We start from the raw sequence: 24,981 nt of genomic DNA on the forward strand, positions 1-24,981 counted from the left end.
CGTGGCACGTCGACCGCAACGTTTTACTGAAGATGATTATGAATCTTTAGAAGGGCGTGCAAGTAAAACCGAACAAAAGAAAGCAGTTCAGCGTATGGCTGCTTTAGGTGAGCAATTGGCAGAATTGAGCACTAAACAAATTAAGAATCTTCCAGTGGAAGAACGCTTAGTTGATGCATTATTAGATGTTCAGTCAATCACATCACATGAAGCACGTCGTCGTCAATTTCAACGCATTGGTAAATTATTGCGTAATGAAGATGAAACGATGATTCTTTCTTACTTAACACCGAAACAAGGTGCTAAGAAAACTGCACAATTAAACCGCTGGGTAGATCGTATGATTGCTCAGGGTGAACCTGTAATTAAAGAATTCATGAAAGCGCATAATGCAGCAGAGCATCATCCAATTCGTCAGCATCTTTTGCGTATTCATCGTGATATGACAAAAAAAGTGTCTGAAGAGGAAATTGCAGCGTCTAAGTTGAAATTGTTTAACTATATTCAACAAGTGGCATTAATTTCAGATAACTAAGTTTTAGTGAATTATTGTGTAAAAAAGAGCGACCTTATCGAGTCGCTCTTTTTTTTGCTCATTACTGATGGAACTTAAAAATTAACTAAATTCGCCAACTGAACGCTCTTTTGCCCATTCGCGTAATACAAATTTTTGTAGTTTACCTGTCGATGTTTTTGGAATTTCAGTAATTACGACATCTTTTGGCACCTTAAAACGGGCAAGATGTTCTTTACAATAGGCAATGATTTCTTCTGGTGTTGCTGTTTTTCCAACTTTTAATTCGATAAAAGCACATGGAACTTCCTGCCAAACAGGGTCGGGTTTTGCTACAACTGCTGCCGTTAAAATAGCAGGATGTTGATACAATACTTCTTCGACCTCTAAAGATGAAATATTTTCACCACCTGAAATAATCACATCTTTAGAGCGATCTGTAATTTTGGCATAGCCATCGGGCTGGCAAACAGCTAAATCACCTGTATGGAACCATCCACCAGCAAAGGCTTCTGCTGTTGCTTCGGCATTTTTTAAATAGCCTTTCATGACAATATTGCCACGGAACATAATTTCGCCCATGGTTTGTCCATCGTTTGGTACAGGTTGCATTGTTTCAGGATCAAGTACTTTCATACCATCTTGTAATGGATAAGGAACACCTTGACGCGAGTGTAATTGAGCTTGTTCTTGAATAGAAAGATCAGACCAACCTGCTTGTGATGCACAAAGTGCAGATGGACCATAGGTTTCAGTTAAGCCATAAACGTGAGTAACATTTATGCCAATATTTCGCATACCTTCAATAATTGCCGCAGGAGGTGCTGCTCCAGCAACCATAACTTCTACTCGGTGCTCTACTTTAATTTTATGTTCTTCTGGCGCATTAATCAGCATAGATAAGACAATTGGTGCCCCACAGAAATAGTCAACTTTATGTGAGTGAATTAACTTGTAGATGAGTTCAGGGTCTATTTTACGTAGACAAATATTTGTTCCACCATTGGCTGCAATAGTCCAAGCAAAACACCAACCATTACAATGAAATAAAGGGAGTGTCCAAAGGTAAGTTGCACGCGGTGTCATACCACAGGCAATAATATTACTGGCCGCATTAATATAAGCACCACGATGGTGATAAACCACACCTTTAGGATTACCTGTTGTGCCTGAGGTGTAATTTAGGCTGATGGCATCCCATTCATCTTGTGGTAAATGCCACTCAAAATTGGCATCGCCTTCTGCAAGCCAACTTTCATATTCAACTTGTCCAATTCTTTGGCTGTTTCCCTCAAACTCAACATCGGCAACATCAATAATATAAATTTCTTGTGATATAAGTGCTAGAGCTTCTTTGGCAATATTCACAAATTCGGGGTCAACTAACAATACTTTAGATTCTGCATGCTCAAGCATAAAGGCTAAGGTTTTTGCATCTAAACGTGTGTTCAGTGTATTTAAAACAGCACCAGCCATAGGAACAGCAAAATGTGCTTCTATCATGGCTGGAATATTGGGAAGTAATACAGAAACAGTATCATTTTTTCCAACACCTAATTTTTGCAATTGGTGTGCAAACTGACGACAACGCGTATATGTTTCACGCCATGAGATATGTCTGTCACCATGAATGATGGCATCTTGGTGAGGGTAAATATAGGCAGCACGTTCTAAATAGCGTAAAGGTGAGAGTGCTACAAAGTTTGCAGGTGTTCGAGGTAGTTGATCGTATGCGCTAATCATTATTATTCCTTCATGTAATTTATATGTTTTTCCTTTTCTTGAAGATATGCATTTTTTAATCAATTTGCATTCATGCTTTGGTCGAGTATTTAGTAAAAAACTTAATAATTTGAGTGATTAGTAAAATTTTTAAGAGGGTGTAAAAAATTATTTAGCGTTTTGCTGTTTTATATGTGAGTGAGTTTGTATAATGTGTGGTAAAAATTAGCAGCAATACTATATGTTAAAAGCAATGAGTTTTGAAAAAAAGTTCATCTTGATTTTATTGGGTTATTTTATATTTTGGACTGTAACGCCACCGATACTTTCATCGAGTTTTCCTTTGGATGTTCCTGAAGGTGTTTATTGGGGGAAAGAGTTACAGCTTGGTTATTATAAGCATCCTCCATTTTCTTCATGGGTGTTATACGGTTTTTATAGTGTTTTTGGTTCATTTGGACCCTATCTTTTAAGTCAAATTTGTATAGCGCTCACAGCATTATTTGTATTTTTATTGGGTAAAAATATCGTTTCTGAAGAGAAAGCTTTTTATTCAGGAATTTTTATTCTCGCTATTTTTTATTACACTTGGCCATCAATTGAATTCAATCATAATATTGCCCAAATGCCGATTTGGGCTGGATTGATTTATCTATTCTATTTGGCACTCAATAAAAATACATGGACAACATGGTTGTTATTCGGGGTTGTGACGGGCATTGGTATGTTAACCAAATACTCTGTTGCAATTTTAGTGTTTTCAATAGTTTTATTTTCATTGTTAACGTCTTATCGTCGTTTATGGTTAAGCCTTAAGCCTTGGGTTGCAGTGGTTTTAGCACTCATTATTTTTAGTCCACATATTTGGTGGTTATATCAACATGATTGGTTAACTTTTACTTATATTCAGTCTCGTTCGCATGAAGATGGTGGTGGTGCAAATCATTTAGCCGCATTTAAATATTTAGCTTCTCAAATTGTTAATTTTTTACCGCTATTAATCATTTTGCTTTGTAATAAAAGTTTAGTATTAAAAATTAAAAATATTCCAACGAGTCATCGAAGTTTCTTATTTTTTATGGGGCTTTTTCCTGGTTTATTTTTATTTTTACTTGGTTTGGTTACAGGTGCAAATATCCGTGATATGTGGGCATCGCCCATGTGGAGCCTAGTAGGTTTAATTTTAGTTTCAATGATTCCAGATCAGACTTTTCAAAAGCACAAATCGGGCTTAGCAAAAGGCTTAATAATCTGGCTTATTATCATTACAACTTTAATGGCGTGTTATGTTCAGTTTGGTGGTGAAATTCGCAAAAAACCATCTCGAATGGATTGGCCTCAACAAGAGTTGAGTCTTAGAACACAACAAGAGTGGAAGCAAATAAGCCGTTGTGAGCTAGATAATATTGGTGGCGATAATTGGCTTGCAATTCTTGCTGCAACAGACATGGATAAAATGCCTTCGGTAATGATGGATACATCAGCCGCATATTCACCATGGATGAATTTGTCACGTTTGGAGCAAAAAGGTAGCTTTATGCTTTGGGAGCAAGACAAAAAACCAATCCTTCCTTATGTTGATGATTTGGAAAAAAATAGTCAGCTTGTACTTTATCGTGGGGAATGGCAAATTAACTGGAATAAAGTACCGAATAAAAAGCCGCTAGTTGTTGAATGGCAGGCTTTTATACCTAAATCATGTGTTCAAAATAGATAGATATTATGCTGATAACAAATCATGAGGTTTTAGAGGATCGGTCAATTGAACTTTCGATCATTTTACCTGCATACAATGATGCAAAAAATGTAGATATTCTTTTGGATGATCTTTTTAACATGCTTGTTCAAAGATCAGGACAGTATGAAGTTATCCTTGTGGATGATGGTGGTCGTGATAATTTACATGAGGTCTATCAAAGGAAACTTGATGTTACGCCGCTGAATGTAGATCTTCAGTTGATACAGTTTTCTCGAAATTTTGGAAAAGAAGCTGCATTAAGTGCAGGGCTAAAAGAAGCACAGGGTCAACTTGTTGCTATGATGGATTCAGATGGTCAACATCCATTATCTGTGCTGGATGAAATGCTAGAAGCAATTCAAAGCTCAAATATCGATATGGTGGCTGCTGTACAAGAAACACGAGATCATGAACATATTGCTTTAAAGTTGTATAAGCATATTTTTTATCGTTTTATGCAAGATTCTCAACGTTATAAGTTAGAGCCACATGCAGGGGATTTCCGTGTTATGAAACGGAAGGTGGTCGAGGCTTTATTGGCTTTACCTGAGCGTCAAAGGTTTATGAAGGGTTTGTACTCTTGGGTTGGGTTTAAAACACTTTATGTACCTTTCCAAGCACAAGAACGAATTGAAGGGAAAAGTTCATTTAACTTTAGTAGCTTATTCGAACTTGCCTTAATAGGCGTAACATCCTTTTCATTAAAGCCATTGCGTTGGATTTCACGGATGGGCTTTTTAGTTTCGGTTATTGCAATTTTATATGGTCTGTTCATTATTGGTGATACGTTGTTTTTTGGTCGTGATTTAAAAGGATGGCCAACGCTTGCTGTAGGTATAATGTTCTCGGCAGGGTTACAACTGATTTGTTTAGGTGTGATTGGTGAATATATCGGTCGTATTTATGATGAAGTAAAACAAAGACCGTTATATATTGTGGATAAAAAATGGAACAGCAAAAAACAGAATCAGTAAGTCTTCAAAAGCAAGGGTTATTCTTTTTGATTGTGGGTAGCTTGACGGCTTTAGTACATTTTTTATCGCTCATATTTTTTGTTCAAGTTCTTGCTATTCATCCTAATTTGGCAAATTGTTTTGCTTTTCTTATCGCATTTGTTTTTGGTTTTACAGGTCATTTTAATTTTACCTTTAACTCAAATGGGCAAAAAAATGAGTGGAAATCTAAGTGTGCGAAATGGTTTGTTAGCTCGGTTTTTGGTTTTGCATTAAATCAAACTATATTTGCTACAGGAATTTATATTTTTGGTGCACCTTACTACATTTTAATTTGGATTATTGCGACGTTCTTAGTTACTGTTTGTACGTTTCTTCTTGCTAAATTTTGGGCATTTAAGGGAAAAAGTCATTCATGAAAAATCTTATTATCAATGTGGATGACTTGGGTTTTTCACATGCGGTAAATCAAGCAGTTATTGATCTTGCAGAAAAGAAAAGAATCCAAGCAACAAGTTTTATGAGTTTAGGTAAAATTCATCAAGATGAAGTTAATGCATTGCAAAGTCATTGTATAGACATCGGTTTGCATTTTGACTTAACAGGGCTTGCTGGTGTTGGTACTTTAAAAGATGTCTTGTTAAAGGCTTATTTTAGAAAGTTTAAGATCAATGAATTACAAAGTATTATTCATCAACAATTAGATAGCTTTGAGCAAAAAATAGGACAACGACCCGACTTTATTGATGGTCATCAACATGTGCATCAATTTCCTCAAGTAAGAGAAACTTTACTTGCTTGCATAGAACAGCGTTATAAGCAAAAAATTCCTATTCGAAATACGAAAACGTATCAAACAGATTTAAAGGCAAAAATTATCTATTTTTTAGGTGGTTATACATTAAGACGAAATCTTATTCAGCAACATTGGCCTCATAATCCTGCATTTTCTGGAATTTATGGTTTTAATACGGATTTGTTCGGATTAAAGCTACTTTGGGAAAACTGGATTAAAAATGCACCGAATGATAGTGTGATTATGTGTCATCCAGCACAAAAAGATCCAAATTGGACAGATGAAATATATGCTGCGCGCTGTGTAGAATATGAATGGCTAATGAGTGATGAATTTTTAGTCCTTTGGAATAAATATCACTGCCAAGCACAGTCATGGAAATCTTTTAGTGAATAAAGTTTTAAGGTGAAACTTCAATAAATACAGCAATCATTAAGTCCTCAAAGAGGAATTCGTATGCTTTAAAAGGCATTAACGGTTTATTAAAATGGCTAAGACGTGTAAAATTCTAGCTGATTTTTATTTATCCACCGTTTTTATCTTTTGAGGGTTTCCCTCGATCATAATCTCGCGGTGACATGCTCTATTGTACGGGGCATCACTCCTTAAGGATTTTTTATGCCAATTATCACTTTGCCAAATGGCGATCAAAAAGAATTTGATCATGCCGTATCTGTGATGGAAGTTGCTCAAAGCATCGGTCCTGGTCTTGCAAAAAATACAGTTGCGGGTCGTGTAAACGACCGTTTGGTTGATGCATCTGACTTAATTACAGAAGATGCAACCTTACAAATTATTACGCCTAAAGATGAAGATGGTGTTCACATCATTCGTCACTCTTGTGCACACCTTGTGGGTCATGCGGTTAAGCAGTTATTCCCAGAAGCAAAAATGGTAATTGGTCCTGTCATTGAAGATGGTTTCTATTACGATATTTTTAGCGAAAAACCATTTACACCAGAAGATATGGCAGCAATCGAAGAGCGCATGAAAAAGCTCATCGATCAAGATTATGATGTCATCAAAAAAATGACACCACGTGATGAAGTGATTGCAGAGTTTACGAAGCGTGGTGAAGATTATAAATTACGTTTAATTGATGATATGCCTGAAGAAACAGAAATGGGCTTGTACTACCATCAAGATTATTTGGATATGTGCCGTGGTCCGCACGTACCAAACACAAAATTCTTAAAAGCATTTAAACTGACAAAAATGTCGGGCGCTTACTGGCGTGGTGATGCGAAAAATGAACAGCTACAACGTATTTACGGTACAGCTTGGGCAGATAAGAAACAACTTGCTGCATATATCAAGCGTATTGAAGAAGCGGAAAAACGTGATCACCGTAAAATTGGTAAAGCTTTAGACTTATTCCACATGCAAGAAGAAGCACCTGGTATGGTGTTCTGGCATCCGAATGGTTGGACAATTTATCAAGTTCTTGAACAATACATGCGTAAAGTTCAACAAGCGAATGGCTACCTAGAGATTAAAACTCCGCAAATCGTGGACTTTTCACTTTGGGAAAAATCAGGTCATGCTGCAAACTATGCAGACAACATGTTTACGACTCATTCAGAAAGCCGTAACTATGCTGTAAAACCAATGAACTGCCCATGCCATGTACAAGTGTTTAACCAAGGTTTGAAATCTTACCGTGATCTTCCAATTCGTTTAGCTGAATTTGGTTCATGTCACCGTAACGAGCCATCTGGTTCATTACACGGTATTATGCGTGTTCGTGGTTTTACACAAGATGATGCACATATCTTCTGTACTAAAGAACAAATTGGTCAAGAAGTTGCAGACTTTATAAAATTAACTTTAGATGTATATAAAGACTTTGGTTTCGAAGAAGTTCAAATGAAACTGTCTACACGTCCTGAAAAACGTGTGGGTGATGAAGCACTTTGGGATGTAGCTGAAAAATCTTTAGCAGATGCTTTAGATGCCGCAGGTCTTGAATGGGAACTTCAACCAGGTGAAGGTGCATTCTATGGTCCGAAAATTGAATTTTCATTGAAAGACTGTTTAGGTCGTGTATGGCAGTGCGGTACAATTCAATGTGACTTTAACTTGCCTGAGCGTCTAGATGCCTCTTTTGTTACAGAAGATAACGATCGTGATCAACCTGTAATGTTACATCGTGCAATTCTTGGTAGTTTTGAACGATTTATTGGTATACTTATTGAACACTATGCTGGTTTTATGCCACCATGGTTGTCGCCAGTTCAAGCATGCGTAATGAACATTACAGATTCACAAGCAGCAGCGAGTGAGTCAGTCGTCGCAAAACTTAAAGAAAATGGTATTCGAGCTATTTCAGACTTGAGAAATGAGAAGATCGGCTTTAAGATTCGTGAACGTACATTAGAGCGTATTCCTTACTTATTGGTTTTAGGTGACCGTGAAGTAGAGGAAGGTACTGTAAATGTCCGTACTCGCTCAGGAACAAATTTGGGTACTATGTCTATCGATGCTTTCGTTGACTTAGTAAAAGCAGCCGTAGCCGAACGCGGCCGGTACATTGTGGAGTAACAGCGATTAAACAGCCTGACCGTAATCAACAGGGCGGAAAATCAAACCGTCCTGCTTTGAATGATGAAATTCGTGCAAAAGAAGTCCGTCTTGTAGACGAAAATGGTGAGCAAAAAGGTATTGTAAGCCTTGCAGAAGCAGTTCGTGCTGCAGAAGCAGTTGATCTTGACCTAGTTGAGATTGTGGCGAATGCAGAGCCACCTGTATGCAAAATCATGGACTTTAACAAGCATTTGTTTGATCTTAAGCAAAAGCAGAAAGAAGCGAAGAAAAAACAACATCAAGTACAGGTGAAGGAAATCAAGCTACGCCCTGGTACTGATGTTGGTGATTACAACGTAAAATTACGTTCAATTATCAAGTTCCTTGAAGAAGGTAACAAGGTAAAAATCACGTTACGTTTCCGTGGTCGTGAGATGGCTCACCAACAGCTTGGTCTTGCTCAATTGCAAAAAATTGAAGCAGATGTTGTTGAAGTAGGTGTAGTAGAACAAACACCGAAAATGGAAGGTCGTCAAATGGGTATGCTTCTTGGTCCTAAAAAGAAAAAGTAAGCATCTCAAAAAAAAGCACTGCACTTGCAGTGCTTTTTTTTTGAATAAAATATTAAATTTTTAGGTTTTAAAATTTATATATGCCTATAAATCAAAAATTACTTATCAGTAAAAATATATGATTCTTCTAAGATATTTTTAGATTAAATAGAATAAAAATTTATTTCTAATCTTTGTGTGAAATATAAAATTTTAGTAACAAATAAAGTTTAGAAATTGTGCTATAACGATCTTAATATTACAGAAATAGAAAGAATAGAAGGGATAAAAATGATAGATCTATATTATTGGGGAACGCCTAATGGTCTGAAAATAGCGATTGCTTTGGAAGAAATGGGTTTGGATTATGATATTACCCCAATCAATATTCTAGAGGATGATCAATTTCAACCTGATTTCTTGAGAATTTCTCCAAATAATAAAATTCCAGCAATTGTTGATCAGGATGGTCCAAATCATCAAGCTATTTCCGTGTTTGAATCGGGTGCAATTTTACAGTACTTAGGACGTAAAACGGGGTTATTTTATCCTCAAGATGAGCAATCTCGTGTTGAGGTAGAACAATGGTTGATGTGGCAAATAGGTGGATTTGGTCCAATGTTGGGGCAGAATCATCACTTTAATAAGTTTGCTGCAGAAGACGTTCCTTATGCGATTGAGCGTTTTATGAAAGAGACCAAGCGCTTATATTCAGTTTTAGAAAAGCAACTTTTAGGACAGCAATTTGTAGCAGGGGAATATTCAATTGCTGATATTGCTATTTTTCCTTGGATTCGTCGTTGTGAGTGGCAACAAATTAATTTGGATGATTATCCAAATGTAAAAGCATATATGGAACGAATTGAAGCTCGTCCTGCTGTACAGAAAGCACTAGCGATACAAGTTTAAATTTTGATTTATGATAAGATATAAGACCACCCAATGCGGTGGTTTTTTATTGGATGTATTGCATGAAAGACTTTGTTTTAAATTTTACTCGAATTTTAGAAAGTAACCCAAGGATATATTGGAGCATTATTATTGGTATTGTTGGGTGCTTAGCTTTGTTTGTGGTAGAGGCTATTCATGTTCAAAATATCTTGGTTGAACTCAATACAAAAGATCAAGCTTTAATGAAAACAACAATTGATCCTGTCGCTAATTTGTATTTTTGGGCTCGAATCACTGTTCTTGTAGTAATGATTGTTTGGTCGAATGTAGAGTATATGAAAACTAAGAAAATGCTTGGTTTGAAATAAAGCCAAATGTGGGCTTATTTTTTACTTTTTATATCTGCTTTTGGGGCTGCAACATTATTACCTTTGCAGTCTGAAGCCGTACTTTTGGCATTGTTTGCAGAAGGAAGTAAGTCTGTTGTTTTATTGATTACTGTTGCGAGTTTAGGGAATGTTTTAGGCTCGTGTGTGAATTGGTATTTAGGTTTAAAGATAGAACAATATAAAAATAAAAAGTGGTTTCCTGTTTCTGAGGCTAAAATGCTTCATGCACAAAAGATTTATCAAAAATATGGTTTTTGGTCTTTATTGCTGAGTTGGGTGCCTATTATTGGCGATCCAATTACCTTAATAGCAGGGCTTTTAAAAGAAAATTTTGTTCGATTTTTAGTGGTGGTCACAATTGCTAAAGTTGGTCGATATTTATGTATTTATTGGATTTATAAAGGTTTATTTTAATGGTAGTGATGGGTGACTAATTTTTTAGCCACCCATTTTTAATACTTTAAACACAACCATCTTGTTTAAACTGAATTTCATCTTTTAAGTGTGATTTTTTATAAATCCAAAATTTACGTGGTACATCAACTTGAGCTGTAGAAATTGCTTGAATTACTTTTTGGTCTAAGTCGTAAACACCCGAACCTTTTTTAATTTTTACTTTTTTCACATCACCATGTTTATTGACTTTAAAGCTAAAGGTTACGCTACGGTTATGACCTTTTAAGTCTGCTGTATTAAGTGAAATTTGTGGCTGAGTGCGATAGTGGAAAGATGTTTTATCTCCCGATTTTTGTGCAAGCCAGTTTTTAGAGTTGAATGCGTATGAGCATTGAACTTCATCTTCTTCAATAAATCTTAAATTGAATGTTTGAAACCCAATGGTGGCAACAGCATTGTCTTCTTCAATATGTGGTTTTACTTTAGATGAACGAACAGCTTGAACTAAAATATCATCTAAATTTTTTAAACCTGTGCTTTCTTGAATTGTTGCATTTGTTACCGAACCTGTTTCATCGGCATAAACGCGTAAAATAGCAGCACGATTTTTTTCTTTTAAATCTTCATTTTTATATTGTGGTTGAGGAAATTTCTCCCATTGAATACGAGTGGTTAAGTGCGCTGGTAATGCTGCACTTTTTTGAACATTTAGTTTTTTAGTTGCATCATTTTCTTTGCTATATGCTGTAGAAAAAGGTAATACAAGCAATAAAGTAGCGCACAGGACATTTTTCATAATTTGAGGGTCTTAATCGAGTTATATGTCGAAAATATAAATTAAACTTTGCAAGTATTTCCTGAATTAAAAATACTCGCAAGTATTAAATGAATTTAAGTCGTATTTCTTAAGTTTCATTGCCCTTATTTATATTAATAGAAAATAGATCTTTGTCTTTTAGGTGATTTATAGCAACGACTACTGTTAGCATCTACTAAATACTATTGCTATAACTATGCGCTAATTTGTTTAGATGAAAGATAGATTTATATGCACTAAGTTAATTCTTGATAAAAATAAATATGCTGTTATTTGACGGAAATAAAAGAATTGCTTTTGTTTTGAGCAGGGATGCATTAGAATATGCGCTCCCTTACCTGCAGGTCGTTGTTGCAATGGTGCAGAACGTTCCGAACAGGTGTTTAAAGAGGTTGTTATGGCTAAGTTAAAAACTCGCCGTGGTGCAGCTAAACGTTTCAAAGCGACTGCAAACGGTTTCAAGCGTAAACAAGCGTTCAAACGCCACATTTTGACCAAAAAATCTGCTAAACGTATCCGTCAATTGCGCGGCTGTGTAATGGTTCACGTAAGTGACGTTGCTTCAGTTCGTCGTATGTGCCCATACATCTAAGGAGATTATAAATGGCTCGTGTAAAACGTGGTGTTCAGGCGCATCGTCGTCACAAAAAAATTCTTGCTCGTGCTAAAGGTTACTATGGCGCGCGTTCACGTGTTTATCGTGTAGCGTTCCAAGCGGTAATCAAAGCAGGTCAATACGCTTACCGTGACCGCCGTCAAAAGAAACGTCAATTCCGTGCTTTATGGATTGCGCGTATCAATGCTGGTGCTCGTCAAAATGGTTTGTCGTACAGCCGTATGATTTCTGGCTTGAAAAAAGCTCAAGTTATCATCGACCGTCGCGTACTTGCTGACATTGCTATGCATGATTCAGTTGCATTTGCTGCTATCGCTGAAAAAGCGAAAAGCGCATTAGCTGCTTAATCATCTTAGATGATTTAAAAAAGACCGCTTTTAGCGGTCTTTTTTATTGCCTAGAATTTATTGTAGATAGGGCTCTAGATGAATATTGTCATTGCAATTGAAATATTAAAATTTTCATTGCAGATTAAGTTGTGACTTTGCAATTTAATTTGAATCTCGAAATGCATCTTAAAGCGTTAAAAGAACATTCTGAAAAATATTTACAAACCAAAATAATAACCAATTAAGCAAATAATAACGGTAATACAAATAAGTGTGAAAACACCTGATTTTTCGGCGGTTGTTTTTGGGTTGGGTTTATTTTCTTTTTTGAGGTTTAAAATATTAGATGGAGTGGGTTCTTCTAATGGACTCTCTTTGATTAAAACTGGTGTAAGTTGTGCTGTTTTATAGTGGTTGGCAACTTTCGTAATGAATTTTGCATGTAAATCGTCAATATGCTGTGAAAAATTACGTATGTTTAGCTGTTCATCGGGGCTAATAACGCTGCCATCATCTTGGTATGGATGTTGTATTTTTTGCTGAATAAAAGTTGAAAGTGCTTCAATGGTGTGAAGAGTGTTGTGAGCGTAATCAGCTTGATAGTCGGTTGGTAGTAAAGATAAGTGATTTTCAGTAGGAAGTTGAATTTCCTCTACAGCACTATTTGGGAATATAAGTCCTGTATAAGGCATATTGGCATTGCGTGGACGTTGAAAACCAAGAGTATATGGATGATTAAATAATTCATTTGCCATATAAGCTTGAATATCATCCCAATTGGGTTGTTTGAAATCTACATCAAGTTGCTTTGCAAGTTTTGAGTTGAGCTCATAGCGCCATAGTACTTCCTGACGAAAATGGCTTGATTGTTTTTGAGGGGCTTGGTATTCATCTTCAGATAAATACCACTCAGGTAATTCTTTACCAAAAATCCATGCAGTTTTTTTGTTTGCCACATGGCTCACAATGAAATGAGGAAAGGCTAGAAGTTCTATATTGGTATTTGGATTTTTTTCATCACTTAGTAAGTTTGAATTGTGTAGGCTTAAGCGCTGAACACCTTGTTTTTTTAGACCTTCAAGCCAAATATGAAAATGCTGTGCAAGTAAATGTTGTGACATTAAGTCACGGAATAAAAAACTATGTTGATCGAATATAGCGTGGTTAATCCAACGATTGAAGTTTAAATCTTGATTTAAAAACTCATTTCCATAAGTAACTAAGGTTAATTGTTGTTTCCAAATTTGATCTAGTGCCATCGTGAATGATCTCGTCGTTATTATGAATATCTTATACTTTTTATAAATCTATATGCTAATCAAATTTTACTTACAGCATAACTTCATAAAAGCGACTAAAAACTGTTAGAATATGTGGTTTTATTATATTTTTTAAATTGTTGCTTTGAGAGTTACTATGTCACTGGAAGCCCTGACCACTGAAGCGCTTGCTGCGATTGCAGCAGCAGAGGACCTTGCTACACTCGATCAAGTACGAGTGCAATTTACAGGGAAAAAAAGCCAGCTTGCTGAACAATCGAAGTCGCTTGGTAAAATGGATCCTGAAGAACGTAAAGTTTTTGGTGCCCAAATTCATGCTGTGCGTGAAGCAATTACGGGTGCGTTAACGGAGCGTCAAGCAGAATTGCAAAAAGCAGTACTAGAACAAAAGCTTGCAAGCGAAACTGTAGATATTACATTGCCGGGTCGCGGTCAAACTGTTGGTAGTATTCATCCTGTTACGCAAGTACAAGAACGTATTTGTCAGTTCTTTACTAAAGCAGGTTTTACTGTTGCGACTGGTCCTGAAGTTGAGGATGATTATCACAACTTTGAAGCATTGAATATTCCGGGTCATCACCCTGCACGTGCAATGCATGATACTTTCTATTTCGATGTAAACCATCTTTTACGTACGCATACATCGGGTGTGCAAATCCGTACGATGGAAACTCAGCAACCGCCAATTCGTATTGTGTGTCCAGGTCGTGTATATCGTTGCGACTCAGACCAAACACATTCGCCAATGTTTCATCAAATTGAAGGTTTATACGTAGCAGAGAACACAAGCTTTGCTGAGTTAAAAGGTTTGTTGGTGAACTTGCTGAACGAATTTTTTGAAAAAGACCTTAAAGTACGCTTCCGTCCATCATATTTCCCGTTCACTGAACCAAGTGCAGAAGTAGATATTATGGATGAGCGCGGTAAATGGCTGGAAGTATTGGGTTGCGGTATGGTGCATCCGAATGTTTTACGTTCTGCAGGTATTGATCCAGATAAATATAAAGGCTTTGCATTTGGTCTTGGTGTAGAGCGTTTTGCAATGCTTCGTTATGGCATTAACGATTTACGTATGTTCTACCAAAATGATGTGCGTTTCTTACGCCAATTTGCTTAAACAGATTTTTTGTAAATTCTCTCCTAACCTTTCTTTTATAAAAGGAGAGGAACTTCTCGAAATAAATTAAAAGTAGAGAAGTTCTCCCTCTTAATTGAGAGGGAGTAGGGAGGGATTAAGAATTTAGATATATAGGTTTTTATAAATGAAAATTAGCGAAAATTGGTTGCGCACATGGGTAAACCCTGCAATTGATAGCGATACACTATCAGACCAACTGACTATGCTTGGTTTAGAGGTGGATGATTTATCTCCAGCAGCAAAACCATTTACAGGTGTTGTAGTTGGTGAAGTTTTAACAGTAGTACAACACCCTGATGCTGATCGTTTACGTGTAACAACAGTAAATATTGGTTCAGGTGAGCCACTCCAAATTGTATGTGGTGCGCCAAACGTACGTGTAGGTATGAAAGCTCCTGTTGCAACTGTTGGTGCTGTTTTACCAGGCGATTTCAAAATTAAAAAAGGCAAACTTCGTGGTGTTGAATCGCAAGGTATGCTTTGTGGTGCATCTGAAATTGATTTAGAAGACAAAATTGATGGTCTTTTAGAACTTCCTGCTGATGCACCTGTAGGTGTAAATGTTCGTGAATATTTAAACCTTGATGATAATGTGATTGATATTAGTATCACACCTAACCGCGGTGATTGTTTTAGTATCCGTGGTATTGCACGTGAAATTGGTGTGATTAACCAACTTCCTGTAACGGCACCTGAAATTAAAGAAGTTGCTGCAACAATTACTGACGAAAAGAAAGTTGTTGTTGAAACTGATGGTTGTCCACGTTATTTAGGTCGTGTGATTAAAAACGTAAATACCAAAGCTCCAACTCCTGAATGGATGGAACGTGCACTTGCTCGTTCAGGGATCCGTCAACATAGTATTCTTGTTGATATTACTAACTATGTATTAATGGAGTTGGGTCAACCTTTACATGCTTTTGATGGCGGTAAAGTTGAAGGTGCGGTACATGTTCGTCAAGCAACGGCAGCTGAAAAGTTAACTTTGCTTAATGAGCAAGACGTTGAGCTTTCTGAAAATGTAATGGTCATTGCAGATGCTAATAAAGCACTTGCAATTGCAGGGATCATGGGTGGTTTGTCATCTGCTGTGTCAGATGCAACAACTGAAATTTTCTTAGAATCTGCATTCTTTGATCAACTTCATATTGCAGGTCGTGCGCGTAGTTTTGGTCTTCATACCGATGCATCTCAGCGTTATGAACGTGGTGTAGATTTTGAATTGCCGATGATTGCAATGCATCGTGCATCACAATTAATTAGCGAACTTGCTGGTGGTGAATTCGGTCCTATTACTGTTGCAGAAAAAACAGAATTATTGCCAAAACGCGATGCGATTGAATTGAAGCAAGCTCAAGTTGATCAATTACTTGGTTATAAAGTTGAATCTGATTTTATTACAGATGCTTTAACTAGTTTAGGTTGCACTGTTACTGTTAACGCTGAAGGTGAGTGGACTGTAGTGCCACCATCACATCGTTTCGATATGGTTATTTACCAAGACTTGATTGAAGAAGTTGCACGTATTCATGGTTATGACAACATTCAAATCAGTCTACCTGTTATTGATGTAAAACTTGCAAAATACAAAGATCAATTTGAACTTGCACAATTGCGTCAAACAGTTGTTGCGCTAGGTTATCAAGAAGCAATTAGTTTTAGTTTTGCAGATTTGAAACTTGAAAAGCAATTAAACCCTGCTGTGAATCCATTGGCATTGGCAAACCCAATTTCAAGCGACTTAGCAGTAATGCGTTCTACATTGTTATCAAGTTTGATTCCATGTGTGCAATACAATATTAATCGCCAGCAAAGTCGTGTTCGCTTCTTTGAATTAGGTTTACGCTTTGATTATCAAGATGCAGCAAGTATTCATGATCTTAAGCAGATTCCAACTTTAGCGTTAATTGCTGTAGGTTCAAAGAGTGTTGAATCTTGGCATGGTAAAGTACAAGCAATGGATTTCTTTGACTTCAAAGGTGAGGTAGAGGAAGTCTTAGCAGCGGCACGCTTAAATGTTGAATATGTACGTTCAGAAAAATCGTGGTTACATCCTGGCCAATCTGCTGAAATTTTAGTAGATGGAAAATCGATTGGTTATTTAGGTCGTTTACACCCATCTTTAGAAGATGCACTAGATTTGAGCACAACTTGGGTTGCTGAACTTGATCAGCAGGCTGTTTTGCAAACTTATGTATCTAATTTTACAGAATTATCACGATTTCCATCGGTTAGACGTGATATTGCGCTTTTAATTAATGATAAGATTGATGTTAGCGAAATTCAGCAACTTATCGAAAAAACAGGCGGAGAGTTATTAGACTCTACTTGGTTATTCGATGTGTATACTGGTCAAGGTGTTGAAGAAGGCAAGCGTTCACTCGCATTTGCTTTGTTATGGCAACATCCATCACGTACACTTGAAGATGCTGAAATTAAATCTGGTATGGATAGCATACTTCAAGTTTTAGAACAAACTTACCAAGCTACATTGAGGGCCTCATGACAGCACTAACAAAAGCAGAAATGGCTGATCATTTAAGTGAGCTCACGAGTTTAAATCGACGTGAAGCAAAACAAATGGTCGAGTTATTCTTCGATGAGATTAGCCAAGCGCTAATCTCTGGGGAACAAGTTAAACTTTCAGGTTTTGGGAATTTCGAACTACGTGACAAACGTCAACGTCCAGGTCGAAACCCTAAAACAGGTGAGGAAATTCCGATTTCCGCTCGCCGTGTTGTAACCTTCCGTGCGGGACAAAAATTCCGTCAACGCGTTGGAAATGAGCAGATCGATTGATCTGCTTTTTTATGCCTTTAATTGAATGAAATATCGGTATTGTTATTAAGGGCTTTGTTATATATGTGACTTAAAGCATAGTGAATAGATTTTTTATAAATTTTAGGCATAAAAAAAGAGAACCGAAAGGTTCTCTTTTTTTGAGTAAATAATCGTTAGATTATTTAGCTTCAGAAGCAGCAACTTCAGAAGCAGCATCGATAGCTTCAGATGCAGCAACAGTAGCTTCAGAAGCAGCAGCTTCAGCTTGAACAGCAGCGTCAGATGCAGCAACAACTTCAGAAGCAACAGCTTCAGATGCAGCAGCAGGAGCTTCTTCAGTTTTTTTAGCACAACCAACGAAAGCTAAAGTAGTAGCAACTGCAGCAGCAATAGCGATTTTTTTGAATAACATGGCATCACTCTCTAAAAGAATTAGATTAAAAATAACCTACGTTAGCCTGTAGTTTGCTTTTATTATCCTAAATTTGTTAGGCAGTAACAATGCATGAGCAGTCTAACTGGTCTGCGGCTATCCTATCACTGAGCATGGGGAATTGCTACTAAAGATTAAAGAAAAATGTTTAAAAAATGACTAATTTTTAGGTTTATTAACAGGAAATAACTATAAAAAATTAAATATAAATAGGATAAGTGCAATATAAACCCTTAAATTTACTATGGTTTTTGTTAAATAAATTATAATAATCATAAACTTAAAAATAAAGTTACATAAAAAAAGAGCAAATGTTTATTTATGTAATTGATGTCAACCAAATAAAAAGGGCTATCGTTTAGATAGCCCTTTTATTGAAATATAAGTGAATATTAGTTTGAAGCTTTACGTTTCATTTGATCAAAGAAATCATCATTAGTTTTCGTTTCTTTCATGCGATCAAGTAGGAATTCCATTGCGGCTAATTCATCTTGAGTATGAAGTAACTTACGTAAAATCCAGACTTTACGTAGATTATCTTCACTCATTAAACGCTCTTCACGACGAGTACCAGATTTTTTGATATTCATTGCAGGGAATACACGTTTTTCTGCAATACGACGATCAAGTGTAATCTCTTGGTTACCAGTACCTTTGAACTCTTCGTAAATAACTTCATCCATTTTACTACCTGTTTCAATTAAGGCAGTAGAGATGATTGTAAGAGAACCACCTTCTTCAATATTACGTGCAGCACCGAAGAAGCGTTTTGGACGTTCTAATGCGTGTGCATCAACACCGCCTGTTAATACCTTGCCTGAAGAAGGGATTACAGTGTTATAAGCACGCGCTAAACGCGTAATAGAGTCAAGTAAGATAACAACGTCTTTCTTATGCTCAACAAGACGTTTTGCTTTCTCAATAACCATTTCAGCAACTTGTACGTGACGAGCAGGTGATTCATCAAATGTAGATGCAATCACTTCACCACGAACTGTACGTTCCATTTCAGTTACTTCTTCAGGACGCTCATCAATAAGAAGAACGATTAAGAAAACTTCTGGGTTATTACGTACGATTGATTGCGCAATGTTTTGAAGCAACATTGTTTTACCCGCTTTTGGCGGAGCAACAATAATAGAACGCTGACCTTTACCAATAGGGGCAACTAAATCGACAACACGTGCTGTTAAATCTTCAGTTGTACCGTTACCTAGTTCCATTACCAATTGTTCAGTTGGGAATAAAGGTGTTAAGTTTTCAAATAAGATTTTGTTACGCGCATTTTCTGGTGTGTCGTAGTTAATTTGATTTACTTTTAATAAAGCAAAATAACGTTCACCTTCTTTAGGAGGACGAATAGTACCGTTAATGGTATCGCCAGTGCGAAGGTTAAAACGACGAATTTGAGATGGGCTGATATAGATATCATCAGGACCAGCTAAATACGAACCTGCTGCTGTGCGTAAGAAACCAAAGCCATCTGCTAGAATTTCGAGAACGCCATCACCAAAGATCTCTTCACCATTCATAGCATGACGCTTTAAGATGGCAAAAATAATGTCTTGCTTACGGTTACGAGCCATTCCTTCGAGACCCATAAACTCTGCAATTTTGATGAGTTCGCCAATCGGTTTTTTCTTGAGTTCTGTTAAATTCATATGTGGTCAGATAGAAAGTGAAATTCTAAGGTACGGTTGGATAGAAAGCACAAATAGGCCGCAGACATGCAAAAAACGAAAGTAATTGATTCGCACAATAACAATTCAGAGAACTGAAATTTTATTAAAAAAGAAGTGTGAAAAACAATTTCTGTTGCCGAGCGGCATCTTATGTGTTGTGTCTTGTAAGAACTAAGGGACTAGAAACCCAATATTTCTTGAATATGCAATATAAGAGAGAATAAGGGATTTGTCAATTTCTAGCCGAAAAAAATACGCTATATTTCATAGCGTATTTTTTAATCTTGATGATTCTGTCTAAATTCTTAGATATTTTCATCAATGAAAGCAGTTAATTTAGATTTTGGAGCAGCGCCAACTTGTTGTGCTACAACCTCACCATTTTTGAACATTAACAAAGCAGGAATGTTGCGGATGTTGTAGTTCACAGCTGTTTGTTCGCATGAAGTTACATCAACTTTAACAATTTTAACTTTACCTTCGTATTCTGTAGCTAATACTTCTAGTACAGGTGCAATTGCTTTACATGGCGCGCACCAGCCCGCCCAAAAGTCAACAAGTACAGGTGTGTCAGATTCTAATACGTCTGCAGAGAAGTTAGCATCTGTTGTGTTTACGATGTTGCCAGACATGGGTTTTGCTCCGATATAATCTTTTTAAAGATGGTATTAATGTTCTTAGTATTACATAGCCATCTTTAACAATGTAGGGGTATAGTTAAATTTTCAACCTTTCTGTATTTTTTGTCTAATTGATGCTCACGATGATGATAATCGTGTAACACTATTGTCATAAATAAGAAAAAGTGATGGATGCCCAAAAAACACATTATAAATGGCTTTTAAATTGCATGTAGGTGAATTACTCTAGTCACAGTTCTGAATAGGTTTATTTATAGAATGTCTGATTTTTTAATTGATGAAGAGTTACTTGCTGCTATTGATATGGGATCAAATAGCTTTCATTTAGCTATTGCTCGTGTAGATCACGGAGAAGTAAAAAAAGTTGCGTCAATGTCAGAAAAAGTGCAATTGGCAGCAGGCTTAGATGAAAATAAGAACTTAACAGAAGCAGCTCAACAACGAGGTTTAGCTTGCTTGGCTCGTTTTGTAGGGCGTTTAGGATCAGTTCAGCCAAACCGTTTGCGTATTGTAGCCACAAATGCTTTACGCCAAGCGAAAAATGGACATGAATTTATTCAAAAAGCGGCTGAAATTTTACCAAAACCAATTGAAATTATTGCTGGTCGTGAAGAAGCTCGTCTTATTTATTTAGGTGTATCTCACACAATGGAAAATAGTGGGCGTCGTTTAGTTGTTGATATTGGTGGTGGTTCAACAGAATTGATTATTGGTGAAGAGTTTGAGCCAATTCATACAGAATCATTGCAAATGGGCTGTGTCGCTTTCACTAAAAAGTTTTTCCAAGATGGAGAAATTACAGCGAAAGCGTTTGATAAAGCATTTGTTGCAGCACGAAAAGAATTATCAGGTATTGCTAATACATATAAAAAAGAAGGTTGGGATACCGTTGTTGGTTCGAGTGGAACAATTAAGGCGTGTCGTCAAATTATTGTAAATATGGGCTGGAGTGATGAAAAAGAAAGTCTCACTCGTGAAGGTCTAGATAAGCTAAAAGATAAGTTATTTAAATATAAACATATTTCAGATATGGAGTTTGATGGTCTTAAAGAAGATCGTCGAGCAGTTTTGCCAGCAGGCATTGCCATTTTATATGCCGTTTTTGATGTTTTAGAGATAGATTCACTTTTATATTCTGATGGGGCATTACGTGAAGGTGTAATGTATGACCTTTTAGGTCGTTTCCAACATGAAGATATTCGTGATCGAAGTGTTCAAGCACTTATGGGGCGTTACAACTCAGATCCTAAACAAGCAGAACGTGTCGTTAAAACAGCGCAGAATTTGTTTGATTGTGTTGCTGAAAAACTACATTTAACTAGTGATGATAGTGATTTACTGCGTCGTGCTGCTTATTTACATGAAATTGGCTTAGCGATTAGTCACGCTGGTTATCATCGTCATGGTGCATACTTATTGCAACATTCTGATATTGCTGGTTTCTCACAAATTGACCAAAATCATCTTTCTCATTTAGTTGCTCATCACCGTAGAAAGTTACGAAGTGATGCTAAATTTGACATTATGAAAGTAGGTGGTAGCAAATTACTGCACTTATGTCTATTGCTTCGATTATCTGTTTTATTAAATCACAGTCGTAGCGATGAGATGCTTCCTGCCATTGAATTGGTGGTACATAATGAGCAACAATGGCAACTAAGTGTTTCTGGCGATGCAAAACAATGGCCTTTACTTGTTGCAGACTTGCATGATGAGCAAGTGCAATTTAAGCATTGTGACATTGAATTGAATATTCAGGCGGAACAATTCATTCATTAACGTACGGTTAATTTAAGGATAAGGTCGACCTATGAAAAATAAAACAGCCCAATCTAAAGCATGGGCAACAGTTCAAATTGCACGTCATCCTGAACGTCCGCAGTTCCTAGATTACGTTGGTGAAATTTTTACAGAATTTGATGCTTTGCATGGTGATCGCTTGTTTGGTGATGATGGTGCAATGGTAGGTGGTTTAGCTCGTTTTGATGGTCAACCAGTGATGATTGTTGGTCAACATCGCGGTCGTAGCACACGTGAAAAATTACAGCACAATTTTGGTATGAGTAACCCAGAAGGTTATCGTAAATCTCAGCGTCTTTTAGATATGGCTGAGCGTTTTAATCTTCCTGTATTGACTTTTATTGACACAATGGGCGCATACCCAGGTGTTGGTGCTGAAGAGCGTGGTCAAGCTGAAGCTATTGCAACAAGTCTTGCACAATTGTCTAACTTAAAAGTACCTGTAATTGCTACTGTACTTGGTGAAGGTGGTTCTGGTGGTGCTTTAGGTATTGGTGTTGCAGACCGTGTGATTATGCTTTCTCACAGTATTTATTCAGTGATTTCACCTGAAGGCTGTGCTTCAATTTTGTGGAAAACAGCTGAAAAGGCTGAACAAGCAAGTGATGCATTGGCGCTTACAGCCGAAAAATTGAAAAAAATGGGCATTGTGGAATATGTTGTAGATGAAGGTGAGGGTGCTCACTTACATCCAGAACAAGTTATGCAAAACTTGAAGACTGTGTTAAAACAAGCGCTTGAAGAATTGCAACCAATGGATGCGAATGAACGATGCGAAGCGCGTTACCAGCGTTTAATGAAGTTTGGCAGCGACAATTTAGGTCTAACTGCTTAAAACAACTTCAGAATTTTCCAGAAAATTCTTCGTTTTTAATAGGGTGTAGTGGTGGCATGGATTCCATGTTGCTTCTGCATCTGATGTCACTGTTATACCCAGGAAAAGTTCGTGCAATTTATGTTGATCATCAATTGCAGTCTTCAAGCGAACAATGGGGCGAGTTTGTTTTGGCGCAATGCCAACAACTGAATGTTCCATGTATTGTGCAGGCTGTAAATGTTGCTGATGGCAATTTAGAAAGCCAAGCAAGATCAGCTCGATATCAAGCATACGAACAACATATCCAGTCTAATGAAATTTTAGTCCTCGCACATCACCAACAAGATCAAGCTGAAACCTTAATGCTTCGCTTACTTTCGGGTGCAGGTATTCATGGTTTATCTGCTATGCGTGAAATAGATTGCCGTGAAAGTTTAACTATTTGGCGACCATTACTTAATACGTCACATGATCAAATTTGCCAATGGGCGGATCAATTGAATGTGCAAAATATTCAAGATCCGACAAATAGCGATACGCATTATGATCGAGCATGGTGTCGTGAAGAGTTGTGGCCTATTTTGCAGTCACGCTTTCCAAAAATGCAGCAAGCTTTAGTCCGAACCAGTTATTTAATGCAAGATGCTGAAGAAATTTTGCATGAGGTGCTATTACAAGATTTAGAGTGTTGTGGTGATGATATAAAATTAAATTTAAATGAATTCAATAAACTTACTTGTGCAAGAAAACGTCAGCTTTTATCTTATTGGATGAAAGGTCAGAATCAGTATCGACCATCATTTGATATGGTTGAGCGTATTCAAAATGAAGTAATTGATTCAAAATTAGATTCACAAGCTGCTGTACATTGGAGTGGATTTTATTATGCTCGCTATCAGCAAGTGTTATATCGAATTTCAAAAGATGTATTTCTGGCGGAAAAATCAATTGATTTAACACCCATAGCTCAGCAGTTTAAGTTAAATGAATGTATTTATTTACCTTCGGGGCAATTTCAAATTTCCACTCAAGATATAGGCTTGTCTTTTGAGTTGCTTGAAAAACCATTGTGTTTAACGATTAGAGAAGGTGGTGAAAAAATTCATTTGTATGGTCGAATAGGGGCTTGGCCGTTAAAAAAAGCCATACAAGAAGCACAAATTTTTCCATGGCAACGTCATACAATACAAATATTAAGCATAGATAATGTTATGCTAGGTGCGTTTACACCGAAAGGTTTTTGGTTGGCACAATCTGTGTATTGTGAAACAGGTGGTTGGCAACCAAAGTTAATGAACAAAGATCAAACTCATAGATGAGCGTGAAAAAATGACGGCAGTTTTAGATTGTAATATTAGTTTTATTGGTGGCGGTAACATGGCTCAAGCCTTAATAGGTGGCTTGATTGCACGTGGTTTACCTGCAACACGTATTACAGTTTCAGATCCAGTAGAACAAGTACGTCAGTTGTTGCAAGAAAAGGATGTGCAAGTTACTGAAGATAATGTGGCAGCAATTCAAACAGCAGATGTAGTTGTTTTTGCAGTAAAACCACAAGTTTTGGCACAAGTTTTAAAGCCGTTAAATGGGCTATTTACGAATAAATTGGTGATTTCAATTGTTGCGGGTGCTGAAATTTCAACAATTTCAGAGTTGCTTGGAACTGACCAAGTTGTCCGTGTTATGCCAAATACACCTGCACTTGTTCAAACAGGTGCGCATGGTTTATATGCAACAGAAGCTGTCTCTGAAAAAGACCGTAATTTGGCAAGTCAAGTTTTAGCAGCAACAGGGTTGGCTATTTGGGTAAATACAGAAGCTCAGATTGATGCTGTAACCGCAGTTTCTGGTTCTGGTCCTGCATATTTCTTCTATTTAATGGAGAGTATGATTCGTGCAGGTAAAAACCTAGGTTTAGATGAAAAAGTTGCAACAGAATTGACTTTGCAAACAGCCTTGGGTGCTGCACAAATGGCAATTACCAGTTCAAATACACCAGCAGAATTGCGTAAGAATGTAACGTCACCCAATGGTACAACACAAGCTGCGATTGAAGTTTTTGATCATGGTCAAGTTTCACAAACCATTCAAGCTGCATTAGCTGCTGCGCAAAAGCGTAGTCAGGTGCTTGCACAAGACTTGAGTGATAGCGTTAAATAAATTTGAATTAATTA

At 36.9% G+C, this 24,981-nt stretch carries 25 protein-coding genes; 19 read left to right on the plus strand and 6 right to left on the minus strand.

Features of this window, described 5'->3' with window-relative positions; translation table 11 throughout:
• Nucleotide 1: 1 nt before the first annotated feature.
• Nucleotides 2–535: a ribosome biogenesis factor YjgA gene (yjgA, locus tag AC5YDH_RS10050; protein ID WP_496119101.1), complete on the plus strand. Its 534-nt coding sequence runs from the start codon at nt 2–4 to the stop codon at nt 533–535.
• Nucleotides 536–616: 81 nt separating this feature from the next.
• On the opposite strand, the gene AC5YDH_RS10055 is transcribed toward yjgA, so the two are convergent.
• Complete coding sequence (locus AC5YDH_RS10055; RefSeq protein ID WP_496119103.1) at nt 617–2,257, minus strand: acyl-CoA synthetase; 1,641 nt, start codon at nt 2,255–2,257, stop codon at nt 617–619.
• Nucleotides 2,258–2,489: 232 nt separating this feature from the next.
• On the opposite strand from AC5YDH_RS10055, the gene AC5YDH_RS10060 reads away from it, so the two are divergent.
• The 9 genes from AC5YDH_RS10060 (at nt 2,490) to AC5YDH_RS10100 (ending at nt 10,491) form a co-directional block, all read left to right on the plus strand.
• On the plus strand, nt 2,490–3,953 hold the full coding sequence (locus AC5YDH_RS10060; RefSeq protein WP_496119105.1) for a glycosyltransferase family 39 protein: 1,464 nt from the start codon (nt 2,490–2,492) through the stop codon (nt 3,951–3,953).
• Between the two features lie 5 nt (nt 3,954–3,958).
• Nucleotides 3,959–4,948, plus strand: a complete 990-nt coding sequence (locus AC5YDH_RS10065) for a glycosyltransferase family 2 protein (RefSeq protein ID WP_496119106.1) — start codon at nt 3,959–3,961, stop codon at nt 4,946–4,948.
• A complete protein-coding gene (locus tag AC5YDH_RS10070; protein ID WP_496119108.1) occupies nt 4,921–5,346 on the plus strand; it encodes a GtrA family protein in 426 nt (141 codons plus the stop codon). Before AC5YDH_RS10065 ends, AC5YDH_RS10070 begins: the two co-directional genes overlap by 28 nt.
• Nucleotides 5,343–6,119, plus strand: coding sequence for a ChbG/HpnK family deacetylase (locus AC5YDH_RS10075; protein WP_496119110.1), 777 nt, complete (start codon nt 5,343–5,345; stop codon nt 6,117–6,119). The genes AC5YDH_RS10070 and AC5YDH_RS10075 overlap by 4 nt, the downstream gene beginning before the upstream one ends.
• 222 nt (nt 6,120–6,341) lie before the next feature.
• A complete protein-coding gene (thrS, locus tag AC5YDH_RS10080) occupies nt 6,342–8,264 on the plus strand; it encodes a threonine--tRNA ligase (protein ID WP_496119112.1) in 1,923 nt (640 codons plus the stop codon).
• Between the two features lie 5 nt (nt 8,265–8,269).
• Nucleotides 8,270–8,818, plus strand: coding sequence for a translation initiation factor IF-3 (gene infC, locus AC5YDH_RS10085; protein ID WP_496119174.1), 549 nt, complete (start codon nt 8,270–8,272; stop codon nt 8,816–8,818).
• Between the two features lie 270 nt (nt 8,819–9,088).
• The gene (locus AC5YDH_RS10090) at nt 9,089–9,706 is read left to right on the plus strand and encodes a glutathione S-transferase family protein (RefSeq protein ID WP_496119114.1); all 618 of its coding nucleotides are present in this window, start codon (nt 9,089–9,091) and stop codon (nt 9,704–9,706) included.
• A gap of 62 nt (nt 9,707–9,768) precedes the next feature.
• A complete protein-coding gene (locus AC5YDH_RS10095; RefSeq protein ID WP_496119116.1) occupies nt 9,769–10,056 on the plus strand; it encodes a hypothetical protein in 288 nt (95 codons plus the stop codon).
• Between the two features lie 6 nt (nt 10,057–10,062).
• Nucleotides 10,063–10,491: a YqaA family protein gene (locus AC5YDH_RS10100; RefSeq protein ID WP_496119118.1), complete on the plus strand. Its 429-nt coding sequence runs from the start codon at nt 10,063–10,065 to the stop codon at nt 10,489–10,491.
• Nucleotides 10,492–10,537: 46 nt separating this feature from the next.
• Here AC5YDH_RS10100 and AC5YDH_RS10105 read toward each other — a convergent pair whose 3' ends face one another.
• A complete protein-coding gene (locus AC5YDH_RS10105) occupies nt 10,538–11,269 on the minus strand; it encodes an energy transducer TonB (protein WP_496119120.1) in 732 nt (243 codons plus the stop codon).
• Nucleotides 11,270–11,687: 418 nt separating this feature from the next.
• On the opposite strand from AC5YDH_RS10105, the gene rpmI reads away from it, so the two are divergent.
• Nucleotides 11,688–11,882: a 50S ribosomal protein L35 gene (gene rpmI, locus AC5YDH_RS10110; RefSeq protein ID WP_001096359.1), complete on the plus strand. Its 195-nt coding sequence runs from the start codon at nt 11,688–11,690 to the stop codon at nt 11,880–11,882.
• Between the two features lie 11 nt (nt 11,883–11,893).
• The gene (gene rplT, locus AC5YDH_RS10115; RefSeq protein ID WP_496119140.1) at nt 11,894–12,253 is read left to right on the plus strand and encodes a 50S ribosomal protein L20; all 360 of its coding nucleotides are present in this window, start codon (nt 11,894–11,896) and stop codon (nt 12,251–12,253) included.
• A gap of 200 nt (nt 12,254–12,453) precedes the next feature.
• Here the strand turns inward: rplT and AC5YDH_RS10120 are convergent, their stop codons facing one another.
• On the minus strand, nt 12,454–13,494 hold the full coding sequence (locus tag AC5YDH_RS10120; protein ID WP_496119144.1) for a hypothetical protein: 1,041 nt from the start codon (nt 13,492–13,494) through the stop codon (nt 12,454–12,456).
• Nucleotides 13,495–13,651: 157 nt separating this feature from the next.
• Here AC5YDH_RS10120 and pheS point away from each other — a divergent pair, with 157 nt between their 5' ends.
• From pheS to AC5YDH_RS10135, 3 genes are all read left to right on the plus strand, one after another.
• Nucleotides 13,652–14,632, plus strand: coding sequence for a phenylalanine--tRNA ligase subunit alpha (gene pheS, locus AC5YDH_RS10125; RefSeq protein WP_496119146.1), 981 nt, complete (start codon nt 13,652–13,654; stop codon nt 14,630–14,632).
• 145 nt (nt 14,633–14,777) lie between these two features.
• The gene (gene pheT, locus AC5YDH_RS10130; RefSeq protein WP_496119148.1) at nt 14,778–17,159 is read left to right on the plus strand and encodes a phenylalanine--tRNA ligase subunit beta; all 2,382 of its coding nucleotides are present in this window, start codon (nt 14,778–14,780) and stop codon (nt 17,157–17,159) included.
• Nucleotides 17,156–17,452: an integration host factor subunit alpha gene (locus tag AC5YDH_RS10135; protein WP_004649746.1), complete on the plus strand. Its 297-nt coding sequence runs from the start codon at nt 17,156–17,158 to the stop codon at nt 17,450–17,452. The genes pheT and AC5YDH_RS10135 overlap by 4 nt, the downstream gene beginning before the upstream one ends.
• A 160-nt stretch (nt 17,453–17,612) precedes the next feature.
• Here AC5YDH_RS10135 and AC5YDH_RS10140 read toward each other — a convergent pair whose 3' ends face one another.
• The 3 genes from AC5YDH_RS10140 to trxA all read right to left on the minus strand — a co-directional run bounded on the left by AC5YDH_RS10140 (nt 17,613) and on the right by trxA (nt 20,181).
• Complete coding sequence (locus AC5YDH_RS10140; protein ID WP_496119149.1) at nt 17,613–17,846, minus strand: hypothetical protein; 234 nt, start codon at nt 17,844–17,846, stop codon at nt 17,613–17,615.
• A gap of 413 nt (nt 17,847–18,259) precedes the next feature.
• A complete protein-coding gene (gene rho, locus AC5YDH_RS10145; protein WP_496119151.1) occupies nt 18,260–19,528 on the minus strand; it encodes a transcription termination factor Rho in 1,269 nt (422 codons plus the stop codon).
• A gap of 326 nt (nt 19,529–19,854) precedes the next feature.
• Complete coding sequence (trxA, locus tag AC5YDH_RS10150; RefSeq protein WP_496119152.1) at nt 19,855–20,181, minus strand: thioredoxin; 327 nt, start codon at nt 20,179–20,181, stop codon at nt 19,855–19,857.
• 267 nt (nt 20,182–20,448) lie between these two features.
• Here trxA and ppx point away from each other — a divergent pair, with 267 nt between their 5' ends.
• Genes ppx through proC form a run of 4 tightly spaced genes read left to right on the plus strand, consistent with a single transcriptional unit; the run spans nt 20,449 to nt 24,967 of the window.
• Complete coding sequence (gene ppx / locus AC5YDH_RS10155; protein ID WP_496119153.1) at nt 20,449–21,969, plus strand: exopolyphosphatase; 1,521 nt, start codon at nt 20,449–20,451, stop codon at nt 21,967–21,969.
• Between the two features lie 31 nt (nt 21,970–22,000).
• Nucleotides 22,001–22,825, plus strand: coding sequence for an acetyl-CoA carboxylase carboxyltransferase subunit alpha (locus AC5YDH_RS10160; RefSeq protein WP_496119154.1), 825 nt, complete (start codon nt 22,001–22,003; stop codon nt 22,823–22,825).
• Nucleotides 22,762–24,126, plus strand: a complete 1,365-nt coding sequence (gene tilS, locus AC5YDH_RS10165; protein WP_496119155.1) for a tRNA lysidine(34) synthetase TilS — start codon at nt 22,762–22,764, stop codon at nt 24,124–24,126. The genes AC5YDH_RS10160 and tilS overlap by 64 nt, the downstream gene beginning before the upstream one ends.
• A 10-nt stretch (nt 24,127–24,136) precedes the next feature.
• On the plus strand, nt 24,137–24,967 hold the full coding sequence (proC, locus tag AC5YDH_RS10170; RefSeq protein ID WP_496119156.1) for a pyrroline-5-carboxylate reductase: 831 nt from the start codon (nt 24,137–24,139) through the stop codon (nt 24,965–24,967).
• Nucleotides 24,968–24,981: the final 14 nt, after the last annotated feature.

It is taken from the genome of Acinetobacter sp. FY683, assembly GCF_059515885.1.

What these genes read in the sequence shown, in the direction of transcription:
- AC5YDH_RS10055 (WP_496119103.1), bottom strand. Translation starts at nt 2,257, where the DNA reads ATGATTAGCGCATACGATCAACTACCTCGAACACCTGCAAACTTTGTA.
- AC5YDH_RS10060 (WP_496119105.1), top strand. Translation starts at nt 2,490, where the DNA reads ATGAGTTTTGAAAAAAAGTTCATCTTGATTTTATTGGGTTATTTTATA.
- AC5YDH_RS10065 (WP_496119106.1), top strand. Translation starts at nt 3,959, where the DNA reads ATGCTGATAACAAATCATGAGGTTTTAGAGGATCGGTCAATTGAACTT.
- AC5YDH_RS10070 (WP_496119108.1), top strand. Translation starts at nt 4,921, where the DNA reads ATGGAACAGCAAAAAACAGAATCAGTAAGTCTTCAAAAGCAAGGGTTA.
- AC5YDH_RS10075 (WP_496119110.1), top strand. Translation starts at nt 5,343, where the DNA reads ATGAAAAATCTTATTATCAATGTGGATGACTTGGGTTTTTCACATGCG.
- thrS (WP_496119112.1), top strand. Translation starts at nt 6,342, where the DNA reads ATGCCAATTATCACTTTGCCAAATGGCGATCAAAAAGAATTTGATCAT.
- AC5YDH_RS10090 (WP_496119114.1), top strand. Translation starts at nt 9,089, where the DNA reads ATGATAGATCTATATTATTGGGGAACGCCTAATGGTCTGAAAATAGCG.
- AC5YDH_RS10095 (WP_496119116.1), top strand. Translation starts at nt 9,769, where the DNA reads ATGAAAGACTTTGTTTTAAATTTTACTCGAATTTTAGAAAGTAACCCA.
- AC5YDH_RS10100 (WP_496119118.1), top strand. Translation starts at nt 10,063, where the DNA reads ATGTGGGCTTATTTTTTACTTTTTATATCTGCTTTTGGGGCTGCAACA.
- AC5YDH_RS10105 (WP_496119120.1), bottom strand. Translation starts at nt 11,269, where the DNA reads ATGAAAAATGTCCTGTGCGCTACTTTATTGCTTGTATTACCTTTTTCT.
- rpmI (WP_001096359.1), top strand. Translation starts at nt 11,688, where the DNA reads ATGGCTAAGTTAAAAACTCGCCGTGGTGCAGCTAAACGTTTCAAAGCG.
- rplT (WP_496119140.1), top strand. Translation starts at nt 11,894, where the DNA reads ATGGCTCGTGTAAAACGTGGTGTTCAGGCGCATCGTCGTCACAAAAAA.
- AC5YDH_RS10120 (WP_496119144.1), bottom strand. Translation starts at nt 13,494, where the DNA reads ATGGCACTAGATCAAATTTGGAAACAACAATTAACCTTAGTTACTTAT.
- pheS (WP_496119146.1), top strand. Translation starts at nt 13,652, where the DNA reads ATGTCACTGGAAGCCCTGACCACTGAAGCGCTTGCTGCGATTGCAGCA.
- pheT (WP_496119148.1), top strand. Translation starts at nt 14,778, where the DNA reads ATGAAAATTAGCGAAAATTGGTTGCGCACATGGGTAAACCCTGCAATT.
- AC5YDH_RS10135 (WP_004649746.1), top strand. Translation starts at nt 17,156, where the DNA reads ATGACAGCACTAACAAAAGCAGAAATGGCTGATCATTTAAGTGAGCTC.
- AC5YDH_RS10140 (WP_496119149.1), bottom strand. Translation starts at nt 17,846, where the DNA reads ATGTTATTCAAAAAAATCGCTATTGCTGCTGCAGTTGCTACTACTTTA.
- rho (WP_496119151.1), bottom strand. Translation starts at nt 19,528, where the DNA reads ATGAATTTAACAGAACTCAAGAAAAAACCGATTGGCGAACTCATCAAA.
- trxA (WP_496119152.1), bottom strand. Translation starts at nt 20,181, where the DNA reads ATGTCTGGCAACATCGTAAACACAACAGATGCTAACTTCTCTGCAGAC.
- ppx (WP_496119153.1), top strand. Translation starts at nt 20,449, where the DNA reads ATGTCTGATTTTTTAATTGATGAAGAGTTACTTGCTGCTATTGATATG.
- AC5YDH_RS10160 (WP_496119154.1), top strand. Translation starts at nt 22,001, where the DNA reads ATGAAAAATAAAACAGCCCAATCTAAAGCATGGGCAACAGTTCAAATT.
- tilS (WP_496119155.1), top strand. Translation starts at nt 22,762, where the DNA reads ATGCGAAGCGCGTTACCAGCGTTTAATGAAGTTTGGCAGCGACAATTT.
- proC (WP_496119156.1), top strand. Translation starts at nt 24,137, where the DNA reads ATGACGGCAGTTTTAGATTGTAATATTAGTTTTATTGGTGGCGGTAAC.